16 protein-coding genes are annotated in these 21,750 nt (G+C 71.5%); 6 read left to right on the top strand and 10 right to left on the bottom strand.

The window, feature by feature from the left end; translation table 11 throughout:
• Window positions 1-117: 117 nt before the first annotated feature.
• From J2X68_RS03425 to J2X68_RS03415, 3 genes are read right to left on the bottom strand one after another with little or no spacing between them, the layout of a single operon-like run.
• Complete coding sequence (locus J2X68_RS03425; protein ID WP_310430881.1) at window positions 118-2,070, bottom strand: substrate-binding domain-containing protein; 1,953 nt, start codon at window positions 2,068-2,070, stop codon at window positions 118-120.
• Window positions 2,060-3,613: a sugar ABC transporter ATP-binding protein gene (locus J2X68_RS03420; protein ID WP_310430880.1), complete on the bottom strand. Its 1,554-nt coding sequence runs from the start codon at window positions 3,611-3,613 to the stop codon at window positions 2,060-2,062. Before J2X68_RS03420 ends, J2X68_RS03425 begins: the two co-directional genes overlap by 11 nt.
• Window positions 3,610-4,680, bottom strand: coding sequence for a LacI family DNA-binding transcriptional regulator (locus tag J2X68_RS03415; RefSeq protein ID WP_310430879.1), 1,071 nt, complete (start codon window positions 4,678-4,680; stop codon window positions 3,610-3,612). Before J2X68_RS03415 ends, J2X68_RS03420 begins: the two co-directional genes overlap by 4 nt.
• A 269-nt stretch (window positions 4,681-4,949) precedes the next feature.
• Here J2X68_RS03415 and J2X68_RS03410 point away from each other — a divergent pair, with 269 nt between their 5' ends.
• Complete coding sequence (locus J2X68_RS03410) at window positions 4,950-7,205, top strand: ATP-dependent RecD-like DNA helicase (RefSeq protein ID WP_310430878.1); 2,256 nt, start codon at window positions 4,950-4,952, stop codon at window positions 7,203-7,205.
• Between the two features lie 241 nt (window positions 7,206-7,446).
• Window positions 7,447-8,745 carry a citrate synthase gene (locus J2X68_RS03405; protein WP_020131734.1) on the top strand — a complete coding sequence of 433 codons (1,299 nt, stop codon included), beginning with the start codon at window positions 7,447-7,449 and terminating at the stop codon, window positions 8,743-8,745.
• A gap of 700 nt (window positions 8,746-9,445) precedes the next feature.
• Here J2X68_RS03405 and J2X68_RS03400 read toward each other — a convergent pair.
• From J2X68_RS03400 to J2X68_RS03390, 3 genes are all read right to left on the bottom strand, one after another.
• Complete coding sequence (locus J2X68_RS03400; protein ID WP_310430877.1) at window positions 9,446-11,689, bottom strand: heavy metal translocating P-type ATPase; 2,244 nt, start codon at window positions 11,687-11,689, stop codon at window positions 9,446-9,448.
• 110 nt (window positions 11,690-11,799) lie between these two features.
• On the bottom strand, window positions 11,800-12,039 hold the full coding sequence (locus J2X68_RS03395; protein WP_310430876.1) for a cation transporter: 240 nt from the start codon (window positions 12,037-12,039) through the stop codon (window positions 11,800-11,802).
• A gap of 164 nt (window positions 12,040-12,203) precedes the next feature.
• Complete coding sequence (locus tag J2X68_RS03390) at window positions 12,204-12,890, bottom strand: TetR family transcriptional regulator (RefSeq protein ID WP_310430875.1); 687 nt, start codon at window positions 12,888-12,890, stop codon at window positions 12,204-12,206.
• 142 nt (window positions 12,891-13,032) lie between these two features.
• Here J2X68_RS03390 and J2X68_RS03385 point away from each other — a divergent pair, with 142 nt between their 5' ends.
• Together J2X68_RS03385 and J2X68_RS03380 are read left to right on the top strand one after the other, a co-directional pair.
• The gene (locus J2X68_RS03385) at window positions 13,033-15,312 is read left to right on the top strand and encodes an MMPL family transporter (RefSeq protein ID WP_310430874.1); all 2,280 of its coding nucleotides are present in this window, start codon (window positions 13,033-13,035) and stop codon (window positions 15,310-15,312) included.
• 89 nt (window positions 15,313-15,401) lie between these two features.
• Window positions 15,402-16,478, top strand: a complete 1,077-nt coding sequence (locus J2X68_RS03380; RefSeq protein ID WP_310430873.1) for a zinc-dependent alcohol dehydrogenase family protein — start codon at window positions 15,402-15,404, stop codon at window positions 16,476-16,478.
• On the opposite strand, the gene J2X68_RS03375 is transcribed toward J2X68_RS03380, so the two are convergent.
• The 4 genes from J2X68_RS03375 to J2X68_RS03360 all read right to left on the bottom strand — a co-directional run bounded on the left by J2X68_RS03375 (window position 16,426) and on the right by J2X68_RS03360 (window position 19,735).
• Window positions 16,426-16,989, bottom strand: a complete 564-nt coding sequence (locus J2X68_RS03375; RefSeq protein WP_310430872.1) for a GNAT family protein — start codon at window positions 16,987-16,989, stop codon at window positions 16,426-16,428. The two genes, J2X68_RS03380 and J2X68_RS03375, sit on opposite strands and share 53 nt — an antisense overlap.
• A 56-nt stretch (window positions 16,990-17,045) precedes the next feature.
• Window positions 17,046-17,246, bottom strand: coding sequence for a MerR family transcriptional regulator (locus J2X68_RS03370; RefSeq protein ID WP_310430871.1), 201 nt, complete (start codon window positions 17,244-17,246; stop codon window positions 17,046-17,048).
• A gap of 431 nt (window positions 17,247-17,677) precedes the next feature.
• Window positions 17,678-18,637, bottom strand: coding sequence for a helix-turn-helix domain-containing protein (locus J2X68_RS03365; protein ID WP_399039206.1), 960 nt, complete (start codon window positions 18,635-18,637; stop codon window positions 17,678-17,680).
• 171 nt (window positions 18,638-18,808) lie between these two features.
• Entirely contained in the window at window positions 18,809-19,735 is a 927-nt protein-coding gene (locus J2X68_RS03360; RefSeq protein ID WP_310430870.1) for a sugar phosphate isomerase/epimerase, read from the bottom strand.
• Between the two features lie 176 nt (window positions 19,736-19,911).
• On the opposite strand from J2X68_RS03360, the gene iolC reads away from it, so the two are divergent.
• Together iolC and J2X68_RS03350 are read left to right on the top strand one after the other, a co-directional pair.
• On the top strand, window positions 19,912-20,862 hold the full coding sequence (gene iolC / locus J2X68_RS03355) for a 5-dehydro-2-deoxygluconokinase (RefSeq protein ID WP_310430869.1): 951 nt from the start codon (window positions 19,912-19,914) through the stop codon (window positions 20,860-20,862).
• The gene (locus J2X68_RS03350; RefSeq protein WP_310430868.1) at window positions 20,859-21,743 is read left to right on the top strand and encodes a deoxyribose-phosphate aldolase; all 885 of its coding nucleotides are present in this window, start codon (window positions 20,859-20,861) and stop codon (window positions 21,741-21,743) included. The genes iolC and J2X68_RS03350 overlap by 4 nt, the downstream gene beginning before the upstream one ends.
• Window positions 21,744-21,750: the final 7 nt, after the last annotated feature.

Below are 21,750 nucleotides of genomic sequence, written 5' to 3'. Positions count from 1 at the left end.
CCCCAACCCACCATTGGTTTTTGGTTAACTTGGTGGCACCCCCCTTTATCGTGCCGGGGGGGGGCGGGCGCGCGGGGTGGTGCCCCGCGGGCCCCCCGTCCGCCCGCGCGCCGGATGTCAGCCGCTGAACCCGGCCACGTTCTCCTTCGTGACCACCTTCACCGGCACCTTCACGGTCTTCTCGACCTTCTTGCCCTGAAGCGCCTTGAGCGCGTTGTCCACCGCGATCCTGCCCAGCTGGGACGGCTGCTGCGCCACGGACGCGTACAGCGTGCCGTTCTTGACGGCGGCCAGTCCGTCCGGGGTGCCGTCGAAGCCGACGACCTGCACCGACTTGCCTGCCTTGGAGCCCAGCGCCTTGATCGCGCCGAGCGCCATCTCGTCGTTGGCGGCGATGACCCCCTGGACGTCCGGGTGCGCCTGGAGCAGGTTCGACATCACGTCGAGGCCCTTGGTGCGGTCGAAGTCGGCGGGCTGCTGGGCCAGCACCTGGATGCCGGGGTAGGCCTTCAGACCCTTGGCGAAACCTTCCGCCCGCTCCCGCGCCGCGGAGGTGCCCGCCTGGCCCTGGAGGATCACGATCTTGCCGGTGCCGCCCAGCTTCTCGGCGACCGTTTTGGCCGCCAGCTCACCGCCGGCCACGTTGTCGGAGGCGACCAGCGCGTCCACCGTGGCCTTGTTGACGCCCCGGTCGACCGCGATCACCGGGATCTTCGCCTTGTCGGCGGCCTTCACCGAGTTGCTCGCCGCGTCCGAGTCGACCGGGTTGACGATGATCGAGTCGAGTCCGGAACTGGTGAAGTTCTGGAGCTGGTTGGCCTGCTGCGAGGCGTCGTTCTGCGCGTCGGTGACCGTCAGGTCCACGCCCAGCTTCTTCGCCTCGGCCTTCGCGCCCGACTGGATCTGCACGAAGAACGGGTTGTTGAGCGTGGACAGCGCCAGGCCGACCTTCGGATTCGCGCTCGACGGGTTGCCGCCGTGCAGGAAGGAGGTCGCGCCCACGATCGCCACGGTGACCACGGCCGCGAGACCGTACGTCGCCGCCTGCCGGCCCTTGCCGCCGCCGCTGCCCGTCCCGGCCACCGTCGGGGTCGCCCCCGCCTTGCGGCGCACCGTGTCGAGGAGCACCGCCAGCGCGATGACGACACCGATGACGACCTGCTGCCAGAACGCGGAGACGGACAGCAGGTTCAGACCGTTGCGCAGCACCGCCAGGATCAGTGCGCCGATCAGCGTGCCCGAGGCCTTGCCCGTGCCGCCGGCGAGGGAGGCGCCGCCGATGACGACCGCGGCGATCGCGTCCAGCTCGTAGCCGTCGGCGGCCTGCGGCTGCGCCGAGGACAGCCGGGAGGCGAGCACGACGCCCGCCGCGGCCGCGAACACACCGGACAGCGCGTAGATCGCCAGCTTCTGCTTCTTCACCCGCAGACCGGAGAGGCGCGCCGCCTCCTCGTTGCCGCCGATGGCGTACATCGAACGGCCGATGTACGTCCGGCCGAGCACGAACGCGGCGATCAGCCCCATCACGACCATCACGAGCACCGGCACCGGCAGCCAGCCGCCGAGCGTGTCGCCGAGGTGCGAGACCGAGTCGGGGAAGGCGATCGGCGAGCCCTCGGAGATGACCAGCGACAGACCGCGCGCCACCGACAGCATCGCGAGCGTCGCGATGAACGGCGGCAGCTTGCCGTAGGCGATGAGGAAACCGTTCACCAGACCGGCCGCGATGCCGGTCGCGACGGCCAGGACCACCGCGAGCACCACCGGCACACCGTGCTGTGTGGCGCTCCAGGCCAGCACGGTGGCCGACAGGGCGGCCACCGAGCCGACCGACAGGTCGATGCCCGCCGAGACGATCACGAAGGTCACGCCGAAGGCGAGAATGGCGGTCACGGCCGCCTGGACACCCACGTTGAGCAGGTTGTCCGTGGTCAGGAAGTCACCCGACAGCGCCGACATGGCGATGACGAGGACGATCAGCGCGGTCAGCGCGCCGTTGTCGAGGAGCAGACGGCGGACCGCCGCGGCGCCACCGGCGCCCGCCCCGCTCTTGAGCGTCTCAGCGGCCACGGCCGGCCTCCAGTTCTTCGGTTTCGTCGTTTTCGTCGATGTCGTCATGTGCGGGGGTGGTGCCGACGGCGAGCGCCATGACGGAGTCCTGGGTCGCCTGGTCGGCGGACAGCTCGCCGGCGATCCGGCCCTGGGCCATCACCAGCACCCGGTCGCTCATGCCGAGCACCTCGGGCAGATCGCTGGAGATCATCAGGACGGCGGCGCCGGCGGCCGTCAGCTCGTTGACGAGCTGGTAGATCTCGACCTTCGCGCCGACGTCGATCCCGCGCGTCGGCTCGTCGAGGATCAGCACCTTGGTGTCGGCCAGCAGCCACTTGCCGATGACGACCTTCTGCTGGTTGCCGCCGGAGAGCGTGCGCACCTGCTGGCCGAGGCCCGCCATCCGCACGCCCAGCTGACGGGCGATCCGCTCCGCCGACGCGTGCTGGCTCTTCAGATCCACCAGCCCGCCCCGGGTCGCGGCCCGCATGGTCACGAGCCCGAGGTTCTCCTCGACCGACTGGTCGAGCACCAGCCCCTGGCCCTTGCGGTCCTCCGGCACCAGCCCGATACCGGCCGCCATCGCGGCGTTCACGTCGTACCGGGGGAGCGGCGCGCCGCCGACCCGCACGGCTCCGCGGTCGTACGGGTCGGCCCCGAAGACCGCCCGGACGACCTCGGTACGACCGGCGCCCACGAGCCCGGCGACACCGACGACCTCACCGGCGCGGACCTCGAAGCTGACGTCGTGGAAGACGCCGTCCCGCGTGAGGCCCTCGACGGACAGCAGCGCGGCGCCCGTCTCGGCGCGCTCCCTGGGGTACTGCTGCTCGATGGAGCGGCCCACCATGAGCCGCACCAGCTCGTCCTCGGGCGTGTCGGCCGGGACCTGCCCGACGCTCCTGCCGTCCCTGATGACCGTGACCCGGTCGCCGAGGGCGGCGATCTCCTCCAGGTGGTGCGTGATGAAGACGATGCCGACGCCGTCCTCGCGCAGCCTGCGCACGATGGCGAAGAGCTTCTCGACCTCCTCGGAGGTCAGCACGGCGGTCGGCTCGTCCATGATCAGCACACGCGCGTCCAGGCTGAGCGCCTTGGCGATCTCGACCATCTGAAGGCGGGCGATGCCGAGTTCACGCACGCGCGTGCGGGGCGAGACGTTGACTCCCACCCGTTCCAGCAGGGCGGCCGCCTCGGTCTCCATCCGCTTCCGGTCGATCATCCCGAAGCGGCGTGGCTGCCGCCCCAGGAAGATGTTCTCGGCGACGCTGAGATCGGGAACGAGGTTGAACTCCTGGTAGATGGTGGCGATCCCGAGGCGCTCGGAGTCCTGCGCGCCGTGGATGCGCACCTCCTCGCCGCCGGCCAGGATCCGCCCGGCGTCGGGCCGGTAGGCGCCGGAGAGCATCTTGATGAGGGTGCTCTTGCCCGCGCCGTTCTCACCGAGCAGCACATGCACCTCGCCCCGGCGCAGGTCGAAGTCGACGCTGTCGAGCGCGACCACCCCGGGGAAGGTCTTGCGTATGCCTTCGATGCGCAGCAACTCGTCCGCGTTGCTCACGTCTGGCTCCTGTTCATTGCGGGGGACGGCTCCGGAGAGGCGGGGAACTCCTCGGGAGCGGGCGGCTCCGGGTGGGCGGGCTCGCCGCACGAACGGCGGACGACGAGCCGGGCCGGGAGGGTGACGGACTGCGGGGGCCGTCCCTCGATGCGGTCGACCAGCGCCCGCACGGCGGCCCGTCCCAGTTCGCCCGTGGGCTGGGCGATCGCGGTGATCGGCGGATCGGTGTGCACGAACCAGCGGATGTCGTCGAACGCGGCCAGCGCGATGTCCCGCGGAACCCGCAGGCCGCGCGCGCGTACGGCGTCCAGGGCGCCCAGTGCCATGAGGTTGTCGGCGGCGAACACGACCTCGGGCGGCTCGGGCAGGTCGAGGAAGCCCTCGGTGACCCGGCGGCCGCTCTCGGCCTGGAAGTCGCCCTGCCCTATGTAGGCGTCCGGGAGGGGGAGCCCGTACTCGGCCATGGCGGCCCGGAAGGCCTCGACGCGCTCGCTGCCGGTGGTGGTGGCGGCGGGGCCCGCGATGATGGCGAGCCTGCGGTGCCCCAGCCCGTGCAGATGCGCGACGAGGTCCCGCACGGCCGCGCGTCCGTCCGACCGGACCACCGGCACGTCGACGCCCGGGATCCACCGGTCGACGAACACCATCGGCGTCCCCGCGCGCGCGGCGTCGAGGATCAGCGGCGAGCCGCCGTCGGTCGGGGAGACGAGCAGGCCGTCGATCCGGCGGTCCAGCAGGGTCCGCACATGGTGGTCCTGGAGGTCGGGCCGCTCGTCGGCGTTGCCGATGATGACGCTGTAGCCGAGCGCGCGGGCCTCCTCCTCGACGGAGCGGGCCAGCTCGGTGAAGTACGGGTTGAGCACGTCGCTGATGACCAGGCCGAGGGTGCGGGTCTGGTCGGTGCGCAGCGAACGGGCGACGGCGTTCGGGCGGTAGCCCAGCGCCTCGACGGCGGCCAGCACGCGGGTGCGTGCGTCCTCGCTGACCGACGGATGGTCGTTCAGGACGCGCGAGACCGTGGCGACGGAGACCCCCGCCTCGGCCGCGACGTCCTTGATGCTCGCCATCGCCGCGCCACCTCCTTGTGGACTCGGTTCATGAGACGTCGAGGTCGTGGAATCGATTACATCGACGTGTAGGAAGGATTGGAATCGATTACACGGGGGTTAATCAAGCCCTCGGCCGCATCCCGAGACCGGATCGTGATGAACGGCGCGACAGCCGCCCCGGCGGACGGCTCGGCGGACGGCACGGCCCCCGGCCGGCGGCACGGCCCCCGGCGGGCGGCCGGGATCGTCCCGCGGGGTCTGTCGGTGCCGGGCGGTAACGTCGGATCATGACCGATCAGGCGGGGGCCGCCCAGGCGGGAGAGCGGCGCACGGCGACGCTGGAAGGCGTGCTCGAGCGCATCACGTACGCGAACGAGGAGAACGGCTACACGGTCGCCCGTGTCGACACCGGCAGAGGCGGCGGCGACCTCCTCACGGTCGTCGGCGCGCTGCTCGGCGCCCAGGTCGGCGAGTCCCTGCGCATGGAGGGCCGCTGGGGCTCCCACCCGCAGTACGGCAAGCAGTTCACGGTCGAGAACTACACCACCGTGCTGCCCGCCACCGTCCAGGGCATCCGCCGCTACCTCGGCTCCGGGCTGGTCAAGGGCATCGGCCCGGTCTTCGCCGACCGCATCACCCGGCACTTCGGCATGGACACCCTGAAGATCATCGAGGAGGAGCCGAAGCGGCTCGTCGAAGTGCCCGGTCTCGGCCCGAAACGCACGAAGAAGATCGCCGACGCCTGGGAGGAGCAGAAGGCGATCAAGGAGGTCATGCTCTTCCTGCAGACCGTCGAGGTGTCCACCTCCATCGCGGTCCGCATCTACAAGAAGTACGGCGACGCCTCCATCTCCGTCGTGAAGAACCAGCCCTACCGGCTCGCGTCCGACGTCTGGGGCATCGGCTTCCTCACCGCCGACAAGATCGCCCGGTCCGTCGGCATCCCGCACGACAGCCCGGAGCGCGTCAAGGCGGGCCTCCAGTACGCGCTGTCCCAGGCCACCGACCAGGGCCACTGCTACCTCCCCGAGGAACGGCTGATCGCCGACGCGGTGAAGCTGCTCCAGGTCGACACCGGCCTGGTCATCGAGTGCCTCGCCGAACTCGCGGCGCCGCCTCGGGAGGGCGAGGAGCCCGGGGTCGTCCGCGAGAAGGTCCCGGCGGCCGACGGCGGGGAGCCCGTCACCGCCGTCTACCTGGTCCCCTTCCACCGCGCCGAACTCTCCCTCTCCGCGCAGCTGTTGCGCCTGCTGCGCACCGAGGACGACCGGATGCCGGCCTTCCGTGACGTGGCCTGGGACAAGGCGCTGGCCTGGCTGCGGACCCGCACCGGGGCGGAACTCGCGCCCGAGCAGGAGGCGGCCGTCCGGCTCGCGCTGACCGAGAAGGTCGCGGTGCTCACCGGCGGCCCCGGCTGCGGCAAGTCCTTCACCGTCCGCTCGATCGTGGAACTGGCCCGCGCCAGAAAGGCGAAGGTCGTGCTGGCCGCCCCCACCGGCCGCGCCGCCAAGCGCCTGGCCGAGCTGACCGGCGCCGAGGCGTCCACCGTCCACCGGCTGCTGGAGCTCAAGCCCGGCGGTGACGCGGCCTACGACCGGGACCGCCCGCTGGAGGCCGACCTGGTGGTGGTCGACGAGGCGTCGATGCTGGACCTGCTCCTCGCCAACAAGCTGGTCAAGGCCGTGCCCCCGGGCGCCCACCTGCTCTTCGTGGGCGATGTCGACCAGTTGCCCAGCGTCGGCGCGGGCGAGGTGCTGCGCGACCTGCTGGCCGACGGCGGCCCGGTGCCCGCCGTGCGCCTCACGCGCGTGTTCCGCCAGGCCCAGCAGTCCGGCGTGGTGACCAACGCGCACCGGATCAACGCCGGACAGCACCCGGTCACCGACGGCATGAAGGACTTCTTCCTCTTCGTCGAGGACGACACGGAGGAGGCCGGCCGCCTCACGGTGGACGTGGCCGCCCGGCGCATCCCGGCGAAGTTCGGCCTGGACCCGCGCCGGGACGTGCAGGTGCTCGCCCCCATGCACCGCGGTCCGGCCGGCGCCGGCGCCCTCAACGGCCTGCTCCAGCAGGCCGTCACCCCCGGCCGCCCCGACGTGCCCGAGAAGCGCTTCGGCGGCCGGGTCTTCCGTGTCGGCGACAAGGTCACCCAGATCCGCAACAATTACGACAAGGGGAAGAACGGTGTCTTCAACGGCACCGTGGGCGTGGTGACCTCGCTCGATCCGGTCGACCAGCGCCTCACGGTGCTGACCGACGAGGACGAGGAGGTTCCGTACGAGTTCGACGAACTGGACGAACTGGCCCACGCGTACGCGGTCACCATTCACCGCTCGCAGGGGAGTGAATATCCCGCAGTGGTGATCCCCGTCACCACGGGGGCATGGATGATGCTGCAGCGGAACCTCTTGTATACGGCCGTGACGCGCGCCAAGAAGCTGGTCGTCCTCGTCGGCTCCCGCAAGGCGATCGGTCAGGCGGTGCGCACGGTCTCCGCGGGCCGCCGCTGCACGGCCCTGGACTTCCGGCTGGCAGGCCGCTGACGGCCCGTTCGTGCGAGATCATCGGGCCGTCGGAAAAAATGATCGATCAAATGAGTCGTGAAGGTCACAGAGCACTTCCCCCAGCGTGACGAAGGCGGCAGGATGAGCTGGTTGGCGGCACTGAGTGCCGCCGATAAGCCCAATGGTCGACCCCGAGTGCACTCTCGTGCGCCAAATGGGGGATGGTTAGAGACAGTCAGGGCAACCTCGAAGAAGAGGCACAACGTCGGTGAGGGATGACGTGAGCGAGCACACCAACAACGCTGTAGTACTGCGGTTCGGCGATGGCGAGTACACCTACCCGGTGATCGACAGCACCGTCGGCGACAAGGGCTTCGACATCGGGAAGCTCCGCGCCCAGACCGGTCTGGTGACCCTGGACAGCGGCTACGGCAACACCGCCGCCTATAAATCCGCCATCACCTACCTTGACGGCGAGCAGGGCATCCTCCGGTACCGCGGCTACCCGATCGAGCAGCTGGCCGAGCGGTCGACCTTCCTCGAGGTCGCCTACCTGTTGATCAACGGTGAGCTGCCGACCGTCGACGAGCTGTCCGTCTTCAAGAGCGACATCACCCAGCACACGCTGCTGCACGAGGACGTCAAGAACTTCTACCGCGGCTTCCCGCGTGACGCCCACCCGATGGCCATGCTGTCCTCGGTGGTCTCCGCGCTGTCCACGTTCTACCAGGACAGCCACAACCCGTTCGACGAGAAGCAGCGCAACCTCTCCACGATCCGGCTGCTCGCCAAGCTCCCGACGATCGCGGCGTACGCCTACAAGAAGTCGATCGGTCACCCGTTCGTCTACCCGCGCAACGACCTCGGCTACGTCGAGAACTTCCTGCGCATGACGTTCTCGGTGCCGGCGCAGGAGTACGAGCTCGACCCGGTCGTCGTCTCCGCCCTCGACAAGCTGCTGATCCTGCACGCGGATCACGAGCAGAACTGTTCGACGTCCACGGTCCGCCTGGTCGGCTCCTCGCAGGCGAACATGTTCGCCTCCATCTCGGCCGGCATCTCCGCCCTGTGGGGCCCGCTGCACGGCGGCGCCAACCAGTCCGTGCTGGAGATGCTCGAGGGCATCCAGGCCAACGGCGGCGACGTCGACTCCTTCATCCGCAAGGTGAAGAACAAGGAGGACGGCGTCCGCCTGATGGGCTTCGGCCACCGGGTGTATAAGTCCTTCGACCCGCGCGCGAAGATCATCAAGGCCGCGGCGCACGACGTCCTCTCGGCCCTCGGCAAGTCCGACGAGCTGTTGGACATCGCGCTGAAGCTGGAGGAGCACGCGCTCTCGGACGACTACTTCGTCTCGCGCAACCTCTACCCGAACGTCGACTTCTACACCGGCCTGATCTACCGGGCCATGGGCTTCCCGACCGAGATGTTCACGGTCCTGTTCGCCCTGGGCCGCCTCCCGGGCTGGATCGCCCAGTGGCACGAGATGATCAAGGAGCCCGGCTCCCGCATCGGCCGCCCGCGCCAGATCTACACGGGTGTCGTCGAGCGCGACTTCGTCCCCGTCGAGGAGCGCTGACACCTGCCGGTGGGGGCGCCGCTCGATCGGGCGCCCCGTCGCTGGTGAATGTTCCTGACTGCCCGGGACCGATGTCGGTGTCCCGGGCAGTGGTGTGTGCGTCGTCCCGGGCGGCGGTGTGTGCGGAGTCCCTCGCGTCCTTGTGCGCCGGGCATGCGGAAGGCGCCCCGGCGCCGGTCCCCCCACGGGCCGACGACCAGGGCGCCTTCCCATGTCCCGGTGCGGATTCCCCCCACGGGATCCGGCCGGGCGTTGTGAGAACAGCGCCTGAATTCGCTGTTTCGTAACCATCTTCGGTTGTTGAACCCGCGGTTGAGCAGAACGAGCAGAACTCGCCCCACCTCACCGTGTGCGATCTGCCGGGACAGCGCACGCTGGGAGGGCCGCTCAAAGCTTCCCGGTGTACGTGCCCCGGCAACGCATCTCTGAGGAAGTCCCCCAAGACATCCCCAGACGTCAGGTCACGCCCCCCAAGACGCTTCCTGACATCGTCAACTTAGACCTTCGAAGCCCTTCGATGGTTACGTTCACATCACTGTGATCTGTGTCTCTTGCATATGTCCGTTAGATGCGCAAGAGACCGGATACAGCGATCGGGGCCCATGCGTAAGGATGATGCGCGAGCCTTGTGAAGAGCTTATGTGAGGCTCGGGCAGGACTCCAGGGGTCTCGCTGATCGGCGACGACCTACTCGGCGGTATTACTTGAAAGCCCGCAACCTCAGGCTGTTCGTCACGACGAACACCGACGAGAACGCCATCGCGGCCCCCGCGATCATCGGGTTCAGCAGCCCGGCGGCGGCCAGCGGCAGCGCGGCGACGTTGTAGCCGAAGGCCCACACGAGGTTGCCCTTGATCGTCGTCAGGGTCCGCCGGGACAGCCGGATGGCGTCCGCGGCCACCCGCAGATCGCCCCGCACCAGCGTCAGGTCGCTCGCCTCGATCGCCGCGTCCGTGCCGGTCCCCATGGCCAGCCCCAGATCGGCGGTGGCGAGGGCGGCGGCGTCGTTCACGCCGTCCCCGACCATGGCGACGACCCGTCCCTCGGCCTGCAGTCGCCGGACGACGTCGACCTTGTCCTCGGGCAGCACCTCGGCGATCACCCGGTCGATCCCGACCGCTTCCGCCACCGCCTCCGCGACCGGCCGGTTGTCCCCGGTCAGCAGCACCGGGGTGAGCCCCAGGGCCCGCAGGTCCCGCACGGCCTCGGCGCTGGTCTCCTTGACCGCGTCCGCGACCGCGAGCACCCCGCGCGCCACGCCGTCCCACCCCACGACGACGGCCGTGCGGCCGCCCCGCTCGGCGTCCTCCTTCGCGCGGGCCACCTCGTCCGGAACCGTGTCGAAGAGGCGCCCCACGGCCACCTCACGGCCCTCCACCCGTCCGCGCACCCCGCGCCCGGGCACGTTCTCGAACCGCTCGGCCGCCGGCAGCTCCCCGACCCGCTCCTCGGCGCCCGCCGCCACCGCCCGGGCGACCGGGTGCTCGGAGGCGTGCTCCAGGGCGCCCGCGAGCCGCAGCAGCTGCCGCTCGTCGGTGCCGTCGGCGACGTACACGTCCTGCAGGCTCATCCGGCCGGTGGTGACGGTCCCGGTCTTGTCGAGCACGACGGTGTCGACGCGCCGCGTGGACTCCAGGACCTCGGGGCCTTTGATCAGGATGCCGAGCTGGGCGCCGCGCCCGGTGCCGACCATGAGCGCGGTCGGCGTGGCGAGCCCGAGCGCGCACGGGCAGGCGATGATCAGGACCGCGACGGCCGCCGTGAACGCGGCGACCGTGTCGCCCGTCGCGCCGAGCCAGCCGCCGAAGGTGGCGACCGCGATCAGCAGCACCGCCGGCACGAAGACCCCGGAGATCCGGTCGGCCAGCCGCTGCACCTCGGCCTTGCCGGTCTGCGCGGCCTCGACCAGCTGCGCCATCCGCGCGAGCCGGGTGTCCGCGCCGATCCGGGTGGCCTCGACGACGAGACGGCCGCCGGCGTTCACGGTCGCGCCGGTGACGGCGTCGCCGGGTCCGACGTCCACCGGGACCGACTCGCCGGTCAGCATCGAGGCGTCCACGGCGGACGTGCCCTCCACGACCGTCCCGTCGGTGGCGACCTTCTCCCCGGGCCGTACGACGAACCGGTCCCCGACGGCCAGCAGATCGACCGGGATCCGCACCTCCCGGCCGTCCCGCAGCACGGCCACGTCCTTCGCGCCGAGCTCCATGAGCGCCCGCAGCGCCGCCCCCGCGCGCCGCTTGGAGCGCGCCTCCAGGTAGCGGCCGAGCAGGATGAACGCGGTGACTCCGGCGGCGACCTCCAGATAGATCGTGGAGGCGCCGTCCGTACGGGACACGGTGAGCTCGAAGGGGTGCCGCATGCCGGGCATGCCCGCGTCACCGAAGAACAGCGCCCACAGCGACCAGCCGAGCGCGGCCAGCGTGCCGACCGAGACCAGCGTGTCCATGGTGGCCGCGCCGTGCCGCAGGTTCGTCCAGGCCGCCCGGTGCAGCGGATCGCCGCCCCAGACGACCACCGGCGCGGCGAGCGTCAGCGAGAGCCACTGCCAGTTGTCGAACTGCAGCGACGGGATCATCGCGAGCAGGACGACGGGGGCGGCGAGCAGCACCGAGACGAGGAGCCGGTGACGCAGGCTCGCGAGCTCGGGGTCCCCGGGGGCGTCCTGGGGGACCGGCTCCGGCACGGGCGCCGGTTCCTCGGCGGTGTACCCGGTCTTCACCACGGTCGCGATCAGGTCGGCGACGTCGGTCCCGGCCGGATAGCTGACCTTCGCCTTCTCGGTCGCGTAGTTGACGGTCGCGACGACCCCGTCCATGCGGTTGAGCTTCTTCTCGACGCGGGCCGCGCAGGAGGCGCAGGTCATCCCGCCGATCAGCAGTTCGACCTCGGCGGTCGGCGCGTGCGGTTCGGTTATCGGCGTTTCCGCGGTGGTGCTGGTCATGTCCGTGCTCCAGGAAGCGGACCGGGCCGTACGGAACCAGTATCAGCTGGTCGGCACGGCCCGGTGGGTGGAGGAGGGGTGTCGAGGGGAGGTGACCGGGTGCGCGGGCCTCAGACCCGGCCGACCAGCTCGAAGCCCGCCTCGTCGACGGCGGCCCGGACGGCCTCCTCGTCGAGCGCGGCGGCGGAGACGACCGTGACCTCACCGGTCGAGGCGACGGCCTTCACGGAGGTGACGCCGGCGAGCTCGGAGAGTTCGCCGGAGACGGCTCCCTCGCAGTGGCCGCAGCTCATGCCGCTCACCTTGTAGACGGTCGTGACGGAGCCCGGGGTGTCGGTTTGCGCGGTCATGTCGTTCTCCTCGTGGAGGCAGGTGGGGCGGTGGGGGCCGTGAGAGGTCTCCCGTCACCGCACACTATACCCCTAGGGGGTATGAATCAAAGAAAAGGCGGCCCGCCGCGCGCACGGCCGTGCGGTGATGTGCCGGAGGGGTGCGGCTCGCCGGAAGGGCGGGACTACCCGGCCGTGACGGTGCCGGTGACGGTGCCGGTGCCGGTGCCGGTGTCGCGGCGGCCCGGTCGATCGCCCACCAGCGGCTCCAGGTAGCGGATCAGCACGTGCTTCAGCTCCCGCACGTACGCGTCGCGCTCGGCGCCTTCATGGCCCAGGACCAGCTCCAGGCCCGCCTTGTACAGCCCCAGGCACATGTGTGCGGTACGGGTGAGGTCGGCGGGGGGAGTCTCCGGCAGCAGGGAGGAGAGCAGGCCCTCGATGCGGGCGAGCAGGGTGGCGTGCAGCGCGTCGTGCTCCTCGGCCATGCGGCCGGGGATGTCGGGGCCGTGCATCAGGGCGAAGAACACCGGGTGGTCGCAGTTGAAGGCGATGAACCGGTCCACGGCCGCGCCGACGGCCTCCTCCAGCGGGGTCGCGGGGTCGACCGGGGCGAGCGCCTCGCCGAAGGTGTCGCGCATCTCGTGCATGAGGCGGTCGCCCAGCTCGATCGCGATCGCTTCCTTGTTCGGGAAGAACTGGTAGAGCGTGCCCGGCGAGACACCCGCCTCGCGGGCGATGGCGTTGGTGCTCGCCGCCGTGTAGCCGCTCGTGCAGAAGACGCTGGCCGCGGCCTCGAGCAGCTGCGCGATACGCCGCTCGCCGCGCGCCTGGCGGCGGCGCGGCTGTTCCTTCTCCTGGCTCTCGGCCACGCGTTTTCCCCAGCTTTCCCGGACCTGATTGACAAACGCGAGTGGTCGCTCGCATTCTGGAGACCAGAAACGCGAGCGCTCTCTCGTGTTTGCCATTTTACGGTTCTCACGACTGCTTGCAGGGTGAAGGGGACACCGCACGATGACCGAAGTCAACAGCCCACCCCGTCCCGGAGGCTGGACCCGCTTCGTGACCGCCCGGCCCGGGCTTTCGCTGCTCGCGGCCCTGGTGCTCACCGTGCTCGCCGTGCTGGCCGGCAGCGGGGTCGCCGAGCGCCTGGGCAGCGGCGGCTGGGAGGATCCGGCCGCGCAGTCCACCTACGCGACCAAGGCCCTGGAGCGTGAGTTCCCCGGCTCCCAGCCCAATCTGCTGCTGCTGGTCGACGCGGGAGAGGCCTCCGTCGACGAACCGGCGGTCGTCGCCGAGGCGAACCGGCTCACCGCGAGCCTGGCCGCGGAGAAGGGCGTCGTCGGCGTCGGCTCCTACTGGCGGGCCGGTGCGCCGGAAGCGGCCTCCGCCCTGCGCGCGCAGGACGGCCACGAGGCGCTGATAGCCGCCCGCATCACGGGCGACGAGAAGGCGATGGGGGAGACCCTCGACCGCATCGCCCCCGTCCTGCGCGGCACGCACGGGCCGGTCGAGGTGAGGATCGGCGGCGGCGTCGCCGTGCGGCACGAGATGCAGACCGTCATCCAGGAGGACCTCACCCGCGCCGAGGTGATCGCCCTGCCGATCACCCTGGTGCTGCTGGTGATGGTCTTCGGCAGCGCGGTCGCCGCCCTGCTGCCGCTCGGCATCGGCATCGTCGCGATCCTCGGCACCAACGCCGTGCTCAGCGGTCTGACGCGGTTCACCGACGTCTCCGTCTTCGCGATGAACCTCACCACGGCACTGGGCCTCGGCCTCGCCATCGACTACGCCCTGTTCATCGTCCGCCGCTTCCGCGAGGAACTCGCGGCCGGCGCCGACCCGTCGACGGCCATCGGCACCACCCTGCGCACCGCCGGCCGGACGGTCCTGTTCTCCGCGCTCACGGTCGCGGTGTCGCTGGCGGCGATGCTCCTCTTCCCGCAGTACTTCCTGCGCTCCTTCGCCTACGCCGGCATGGCCGTGGTCCTGCTGGCCGCCGCGGCCGCCCTGATCCTGCTCCCGGCGGCGCTGATCCTGCTGGGCGACCGGGTCAACTCCTGGGATCTGCGCCGTCTGTTCCGCCGGGGCCGGCCCGCGGCGGCCTCCGTCGAGGAGGGCGGCCGGGTCTGGGGCCGCACGGCGAACCTGGTGATGCGCCGCGCCCCCTTCTTCGCCCTGGCCACCACGGCCGTCCTCGTCCTGCTCGGACTGCCCTTCCTGGGCGTGAAGTTCGGCACGGCGGACGACCGCCAGCTGCCCTCCTCGGCCGAGTCCCACGTCGTGCAGCAGCACCTCAGGGACGGCTTCCCGGGCAGTCCCGGCGGCGGCCTCGAGGTCCTCGCCGAGGGCAGGGCGACCCCGGCCCAGTACGCCGCCTACAAGGAGCGGGTGGCCGCCCTGCCGGAAGTGGCCCGGGTGGACGGCCCGGCGGTGCACGGCGACTCGGCGTACTTCACGGTGCAGCCCGAGGGCGAGGCCGTCGGCGACGCGGCCCAGGACCTGGTGGGCGACCTGCGCGCCACCGCCGCCCCCTTCGAGACCAGCGTGACCGGCACGGCGGCCGTCCTGGTCGACTCCCAGCACGCGATCGGCGACCGGCTGCCCTGGGCGGCGGCCTTCATAGCCGTCGTCACCCTGCTCCTGGTCTTCCTGCTGACCGGCAGTGTGCTGATCCCGCTCCAGGCGGTGCTGCTCAACGCGCTCAGCCTGACGGCGATGTTCGGCGCGGTGGTGTGGGTCTTCCAGGACGGCCATCTCTCCGGCCTGCTCGGCTTCACCAGCCCCGGATCCATCGAGACCACCCTCCCGGTCCTGATGTTCTGCGTGGCCTTCGGCCTCTCGATGGACTACGGCGTGTTCCTGCTCTCCCGCATCAAGGAGGAGTACGACCGCACCGGCGACCACGAAGGTGCGGTCGCTCTGGGCGTGCGGCGCACCGGAGGCCTGATCACCGCGGCGGCGGTCATCCTGGCGGTGGTCATGGTCGCGATCGGCACCTCGCGTGTCACCAACACCAAGATGCTCGGCCTGGGCATCGCCCTGGCGGTCCTGATGGACGCGATGGTGGTGCGCAGCCTCCTGGTCCCGGCCGTCATGCGCCTCACCGGCAGGGCCACCTGGTGGGCGCCGGCGCCGCTGCGCGGGTTCCACCGGCGGTTCGGCCTGAGCGAGGGTGAATCCACGGTGCGGGCACCGGCCCCCGTGCCCGACGGACCGGCGCCCGACGGCCCCGCGTCCCACCAGCCCGTGTCCGACGGACCCGGCCGGGACAAGGTCGACGCGCGCGGTTAGCGTTCGCGCAGGCCCACGGCGGACAGAGCGCCGTGGGTCTGCGCGGGCCACCATGGGTCTGCGCAGGGCGAGGGCGAGGGTGAGGGCACATGCGGGCTGTGGTGTTCGAGCGGTACGGGGGACCGGCCGAGGTACGGGAACTGCCCGACCCGCGACCGGCCCCCCACGGCGTGACCGTGCGCGTCGAGGCCACCGGTCTGTGCCGCAGCGACTGGCACGGCTGGATGGGCCACGACCCGGACATCACCCTGCCCCACGTGCCCGGCCATGAACTCGCCGGCGTCGTGCGGGAGGTCGGCGCCCGGGTCACCAGGTGGAAGGAGGGCGACCGGGTCACCGTCCCCTTCGTGTGCGGCTGCGGCAGCTGCCCGTCCTGCGCGGCCGGCGACCACCAGGTGTGCGAGCGGCAGACGCAGCCAGGATTCACGCACTGGGGCTCCTTCGCCCAGTTCGTGGCCCTGGACCACGCCGACGTGAACCTGGTCGCGATCCCTGGTGACCTGTCGTACGCCACCGCCGCCTCCCTCGGCTGCCGGTTCGCCACGGCGTTCCGGGCCGTGGTGCAGCAGGGCCGGGTCGCGGCGGGGGAGTGGGTGGCGGTGCACGGCTGCGGAGGCGTGGGCCTCTCGGCCGTGATGATCGCGGCGGCGAGCGGGGCCCGGGTGGTGGCGGTGGACGTCTCCCCGAAGGCCCTGGCCCTGGCGCGGAGGTTCGGCGCGGCCGCGTGCGTCGACGGACGGGAGGCGCCGGACACCGCGGCGGCGGTGCGCGAGCTGACCGGGGGAGGCGCCCACCTCTCTCTCGACGCGCTCGGTTCTCCCGGCACCTGCGCCGCCTCGGTGAACGGGCTGCGCCGTCGCGGCCGGCACGTCCAGGTCGGTCTGCTCCCCTCGGCGGACGGCACGACGCCTGTCCCGCTGGCCCGCGCCATCGCCCTGGAGCTGGAGATCCTGGGCAGTCACGGCATGGCCGCGCACACCTACCCGGCGATGCTGGAGCTGGTCCGGACGGGGGTGCTGCGTCCCGACCTGCTGGTGACGTCGACGATCACGCTGGACGAGACCCCGGCCGCCCTGTCCGCGCTGGGCACCGCGCCGGGCGCGGGGGTGACGGTCATCGATCCGTGGGCCCGAGCGCGGCCCACTCCCGGTCCAGCATCGCCATGAGCACCTCGTCCACCCACACCCCGTTCCGCAGCGCGGCCTCCCGCCGCACCCCCTCGACCACGAACCCGACCTTCTCGTAGACGCGGCGGGCCCGCTCGTTGTCGCCGTACAGCTCCAGCTGGACGCGGTGCAGGCCCAGTTGTCCGAAGCCGTGGCCGACGATGAGCCGGGTCGCCTCGGTGCCGAGCCCGCGGTCGCGGCCCCGGGGGCCGATCAGCGTGCGGAAGGTGCAGCTGCGGGAGTCCGGATCCCACTCGTGCAGGACCACCTCTCCCACCAGTTCGCCGGTGTCCCGGTCGGTGACGGCGAGGTCCAGCCGGTCGGGCTGCCCGGCACGGGAGCCGTACCACGCGCGCACCCGCTCCCGGGTGAGGTCGCTGTTCGGCGGGAAGGTGAAGCGGACGACCTCGGGGTCGCCGATGATCTCCCACATGGTGTCGGCGTCGGCCTCGGTGAAGGGCCGCAGCACGGTCTTCGCGCCCCGGAGCAGGGGCTTGTCGGTGAAGTTCACCCGGAGCACTGTGCCCCACGCGTCCGTGAGGGCACAGCCGGTTTTTCCCGCCGGGGTCAGTCCAGTGCGCGTCCCCGGTTGCCCGGCCGGGAGGCCGCCCAGGCGCGCACGGTGTCGGCGTACCAGAAGGGTTTGCCGCCCTCGACGTGGTCGGGCGGGGGCAGCAGCCCGTGTTTGCGGTAGGACCGCACGGTGTCCGGCTGCACCTTGATGTGCGCCGCGATCTCCTTGTAGGACCAGAGCCTTCGGTCGGTCATGAGCTGCACCTCCCTGCGCGCGCGGGGGTCGGCGGCCGGGAGGCCGCCCGGGGGGAGCCCGGCGCTGCGCTGGCGATCACCAAGCCTGTGCCCCGCCAACGGCCCTCGGTGACTTTCCGGATGCGGCTGTCGACGTCGTGTGACGCGAAACCCGCGTACACGCGACATGTGTGACAGAAAAGGGGAGTTTGTGACACAGGTGAAGCAAAGAAACGCACGAGGCCCATGAGAGAGGCGCGTTGACAAATGCCCCGAGGTCACCGACGGGCCGCCGACAGGAGACGGGCCGGGCCCGCTGCGACAGGCCCGACCCGTTCCCGCTCCCCGTCATCCCCCCGGCCGACCGGAAACGACCGAAGGGCCCGGAACACTCGAAGCATCCGGAACGGTCGGAAATCCGCCGGATCAACCGGCGGACCCCCAGCCTGTATTCAGCCAATGCGGTGGGTCTTGGAAAAATGCGCACCCGGTCCGGGCCGGTCGTCCCCGCGGGCCGGAAGGACCAGGCTCGTCACCTCCCCGCTCAGCCGGTCCGCCGCCGGCGACACCTGCGCCGGAAGACGCCTGGCCTGGGTGAACTCCCTCGGTGTGCACCCCGTCATCGCCTTGAACTCGCCGCTGAGATGCGCCTGGTCGTAGTAGCCGCACAGGGCCGCGGTCTCGGCCGCGCTCCGTCCCTCCGCCAGCAGCCGACGGGCCCGTTGCAGCCGCAGTACACGGGCCGCCGCCTTGGGGCCGAGCCCGATCTGCTCCCGGAACCGGTTCTCCAGGTGCCGTACGCTCCAGCCGACCTCCTCGGCCAGCCGGGGCACCGGTATCGCGCCGCCCGTGCGCACGAGCAGCGACCAGGCTCGCGCGACCCGCTCCGAACCCGGCGTGCCGGTCTCCCGCCACCGGGTGAGGACCTCGTCGAGCAGCGCGAAGCGCTCCGTCCAGCCGGGGGACGCGGCCAGCGCGGCGGCGAGTTCACCGAGCGGTGACCCCAGGGAGTGCGGCAGCTCGTCGGGATCGACCGTGCGGTTCACGAGCTCGTGCTGGGGCGTGCCGAAGAGGCCGAACGCGGCCCAGGGCGCCATGAGCACCTCGATGCCCGAAAACCGCCCGCCGTGCTCCCCGACGGCGGGCGTGGTGGTGGGCCCGCAGTACACGGACACCAGGACGTCCGGCGTCCGTCCCGCCCGGGAGATCCGTACGGGCTGCTCGAACCCCAGCAGCAGGGTCGAGGCTCCGATGGGCGCTTCGAGCCGCCGCCGGGGCCGGTGCATGGCGAGCCGGATCCCGCGGTAGCCCAGCACTCCCGGCCGCAGCCGCGGATGGGGTGCGGCGACGGCGAACTCCCATGCCCCGCCGGGCCCTTCGCCGGATCGGGTGCGTACGGCGCTGCCAGCCATGGGCACTCATGGTGCTACGACCGCGGCGACGCCGTTAAGGGGGCGGGGGGCTTTATCGCCGTGCGGCTCCGCCGCGGGGGCGAGACGGGCGCACGCGACCCGCACCCGCGCGGACCTGTGCGGACCCCTGCGGTCCGCACCCGGTGCGCGGCCCGCCGCGTTCCCGACCGGCTACGCCCCGCAGGAGCGAAGGAACGCCCGCGTGCGCTGTGCGATGGGCAGCGGCGCGTCCGGATCGCACGGGTACATGTCCTGCTCGACGATCGCGAACAGGTCGACGTCCAGCTTCTGCGCGGCCTCCAGCACCGGCCCCAGCGCGGGCACGCCGGTGGGCGGCTCGCACATCACGCCCCGTGCGACGGCCGGCCCGAACGGCACCTGGTCGGCCCGCACGTCCGCCAGGATCTCCGGGTCGACCTGCTTGAGGTGCAGGTACCCGATCCGCTCGCCGTAGGTCTCGATCAGCTTGACGCTGTCGCCGCCGCAGTACGCGTAGTGCCCGGTGTCCAGGCACAGCGACACCAGGTCGGAGTCGGTGCCGTCCAGGAAGCGGACCACGTTCTCCTCGCTGTCGATGTGGGTGTCGGCGTGCGGGTGGACGACGATCTGCAGGCCGTACCGCTCCCGCACCTCCTTGCCGAGCCGCTCGGTCAGCGAGGTGAGGTTGCGCCACTGCTCGGGAGTGAGGGTGTCCGGCTCCAGTACGACGCCGGTCTTGTCGTCCCGCCAGAAGGACGGGATGACGACCAGGTGCCTGGCGCCCATCGCCTGGGCGAGCACCGCGTTGTCCGCGACATGCGCCCAGGTCTTCTCCCAGACGGCCTCGCCGTGGTGCAGGCCGGTGAAGACCGTGCCCGCCGACACCTTCAGGCCGCGCCGGGCCGTCTCCTCGGTGAGGACGGCGGGATCGGTCGGCAGATAGCCGTAGGGGCCGAGCTCGATCCATTCGTAGCCGGACTGCGCGACCTCGTCGAGGAAGCGCTGCCAGGGGACCTGGGCGGGATCGTCCGGGAACCAGACGCCCCAGCTGTCGGGGGCGGATCCGACACGGATGCGGGAAACACCGGAAACTGGTGACTGAGGTGACAACGACGTCATGGGCGTCAGCGTGCTGTCTCGCCGAAGGGGGTGTCAAGGGCTGGTCCGAATGTCTGGACAAAACATTGACAGGGCCCGCCGCGCGGGGCTACAAAGCCGTGAGAGCCGATACGGGGACGTGCCGGGGACGTGCCACGAGCGGTCTCACGGGGACGAGCCGATACGAAGGGAACTCGATGGCGTACGACCTGATCACCATGGGGCGGATAGGGGTGGACCTCTATCCGCTACAGACGGGCGTCCCCCTCCCGCAGGTCACGTCCTTCGGGAAGTTCCTCGGGGGATCGGCGACCAACGTCGCGGTCGCCGCCGCCCGCCTCGGCCGCGCGACGGCGGTGATCTCCCGCACCGGTGACGACCCCTTCGGCACGTATCTGCACGAGGCCCTGCGCGGCTTCGGCGTCGACGACCGCTGGGTCACCGCCGTCCCCGGGCGGCCGACGCCCGTCACCTTCTGCGAGGTCTTCCCGCCGGACGACTTCCCGCTGTACTTCTACCGGCAGCCCAAGGCGCCGGACCTGGAGATCGACGCCCACGAGCTCGACCTCGACGCCGTCCGCGAGACCCGGATTTTCTGGGTCACCGGGACCGGCCTGAGCGAGGAGCCCAGCCGCACGGCGACCCTCGCCGCCCTGTCGCACCGGGCCAGGGCCGGCACCACGGTCTTCGACCTCGACTGGCGCCCGATGTTCTGGAGCCACCCCGACACCGCCCGCCCCTTCTACGCCGAGGCCCTGAAGCACACCACCGTCGCCGTGGGCAACCTCGACGAGGTGGAGGTCGCCACCGGAGTGCGCGAACCCCGGGCGGCGGCACAGGCGCTGCTGGACGCCGGCGTCGAACTCGCGGTGGTCAAGCAGGGCCCCAAGGGCGTCCTCGCCGTCAACAGCAAGGGCGAGTCCGCCGAGGTCCCGCCGCTGCCGGTGAACGTCCTGAACGGCCTCGGCGCCGGAGACGCCTTCGGCGGCTCCCTCTGCCACGGTCTGCTCGCGGGCTGGGACCTGGAGAAGATCATGCGTCACGCCAACGCCGCGGGCGCCATCGTGGCCTCCCGGCTGGAGTGCTCCTCCGCGATGCCGACACCGGACGAAGTGGAAGCGGCGCTCGAGGCGGGGGCCGTCCTGTGACGACCGTCGACATCTCCGAACTCGTGCGCCTGCGCGCGCGGCACCCCGAGGCGATCGCCGAGGCGGCCGCCCGCCGCCGGCGCCGGCCGCTGCTGGGCGACTCCGGCCGTCTGATGATCGTCGCCGCCGACCACCCGGCCCGCGGCGCGCTCGGCGTCGGCGCCGACCGGCTGGCCATGGCCAACCGGGCCGGACTGCTCGAGCGGCTGTGCCTGGCCCTCTCCCGGCCCGGCGTCGACGGCGTCCTCGCGACCGCCGACATCCTGGACGACCTGCTCCTCCTCGGCGCCCTCGACGGCAAGGTCGTCATGGGCTCGCTGAACCGCGGCGGCCTCCAGGGGTCCGTCTTCGAGCTCGACGACCGTTTCACCGGTCACCGTCCCGAGGACATCGAGCGGCTGGACTTCGACGCGGGCAAGCTGCTCGTGCGCATCGACTACGACGACCCGGGCTCGCTCATCACCCTGGAGTCCACGGCCCGCGCCGTCGACGACATGGCCGCCCGCAGACTCCCCCTCTTCGTCGAGCCGTTCATCAGCCGCCGCACCCCGGACGGCAAGGTGCGCAACGACCTCTCCGCCGAGGCCGTCACCAAGTCGATCGCCATCGCCTCGGGCCTCGGCGGCACCTCGGCCTACACCTGGCTGAAGCTCCCCGTCACCGACAATCCCGACGACATGGCCGAGGTCATGCAGACGTCCACGCTGCCGGCCGTCCTGCTGGGCGGCGAGGTCGGCGATGACCAGGACGGCGCGTACGAGAAATGGCGCGGTGCGCTCCAGCTCCCCACCGTCCGGGGCCTGGTGGTCGGCCGTTCGCTGCTCTATCCGGCGGACGGGGACGTCGCCGCCGCCGTGGACACCGCCGTAGGACTGCTGTGAGGGCCGC

Source organism: Streptomyces sp. 3330 (genome assembly GCF_031456635.1).
Lineage (GTDB): Bacteria > Actinomycetota > Actinomycetes > Streptomycetales > Streptomycetaceae > Streptomyces.
The sequence above is the reverse complement of the archived record's forward strand: the minus strand, read 5'-3'. Positions and strand labels throughout refer to the sequence as shown.

Bases quoted from the DNA above. Each gene is read 5' to 3' on its own strand.
- J2X68_RS03415 (WP_310430879.1), bottom strand. From the start codon at position 4,680: ATGGCGAGCATCAAGGACGTCGCGGCCGAGGCGGGGGTCTCCGTCGCC.
- J2X68_RS03410 (WP_310430878.1), top strand. From the start codon at position 4,950: ATGACCGATCAGGCGGGGGCCGCCCAGGCGGGAGAGCGGCGCACGGCG.
- J2X68_RS03400 (WP_310430877.1), bottom strand. From the start codon at position 11,689: ATGACCAGCACCACCGCGGAAACGCCGATAACCGAACCGCACGCGCCG.
- J2X68_RS03395 (WP_310430876.1), bottom strand. From the start codon at position 12,039: ATGACCGCGCAAACCGACACCCCGGGCTCCGTCACGACCGTCTACAAG.
- J2X68_RS03385 (WP_310430874.1), top strand. From the start codon at position 13,033: ATGACCGAAGTCAACAGCCCACCCCGTCCCGGAGGCTGGACCCGCTTC.
- J2X68_RS03380 (WP_310430873.1), top strand. From the start codon at position 15,402: ATGCGGGCTGTGGTGTTCGAGCGGTACGGGGGACCGGCCGAGGTACGG.
- J2X68_RS03370 (WP_310430871.1), bottom strand. From the start codon at position 17,246: ATGACCGACCGAAGGCTCTGGTCCTACAAGGAGATCGCGGCGCACATC.
- J2X68_RS03365 (WP_399039206.1), bottom strand. From the start codon at position 18,637: ATGGCTGGCAGCGCCGTACGCACCCGATCCGGCGAAGGGCCCGGCGGG.
- J2X68_RS03360 (WP_310430870.1), bottom strand. From the start codon at position 19,735: ATGACGTCGTTGTCACCTCAGTCACCAGTTTCCGGTGTTTCCCGCATC.
- iolC (WP_310430869.1), top strand. From the start codon at position 19,912: ATGGCGTACGACCTGATCACCATGGGGCGGATAGGGGTGGACCTCTAT.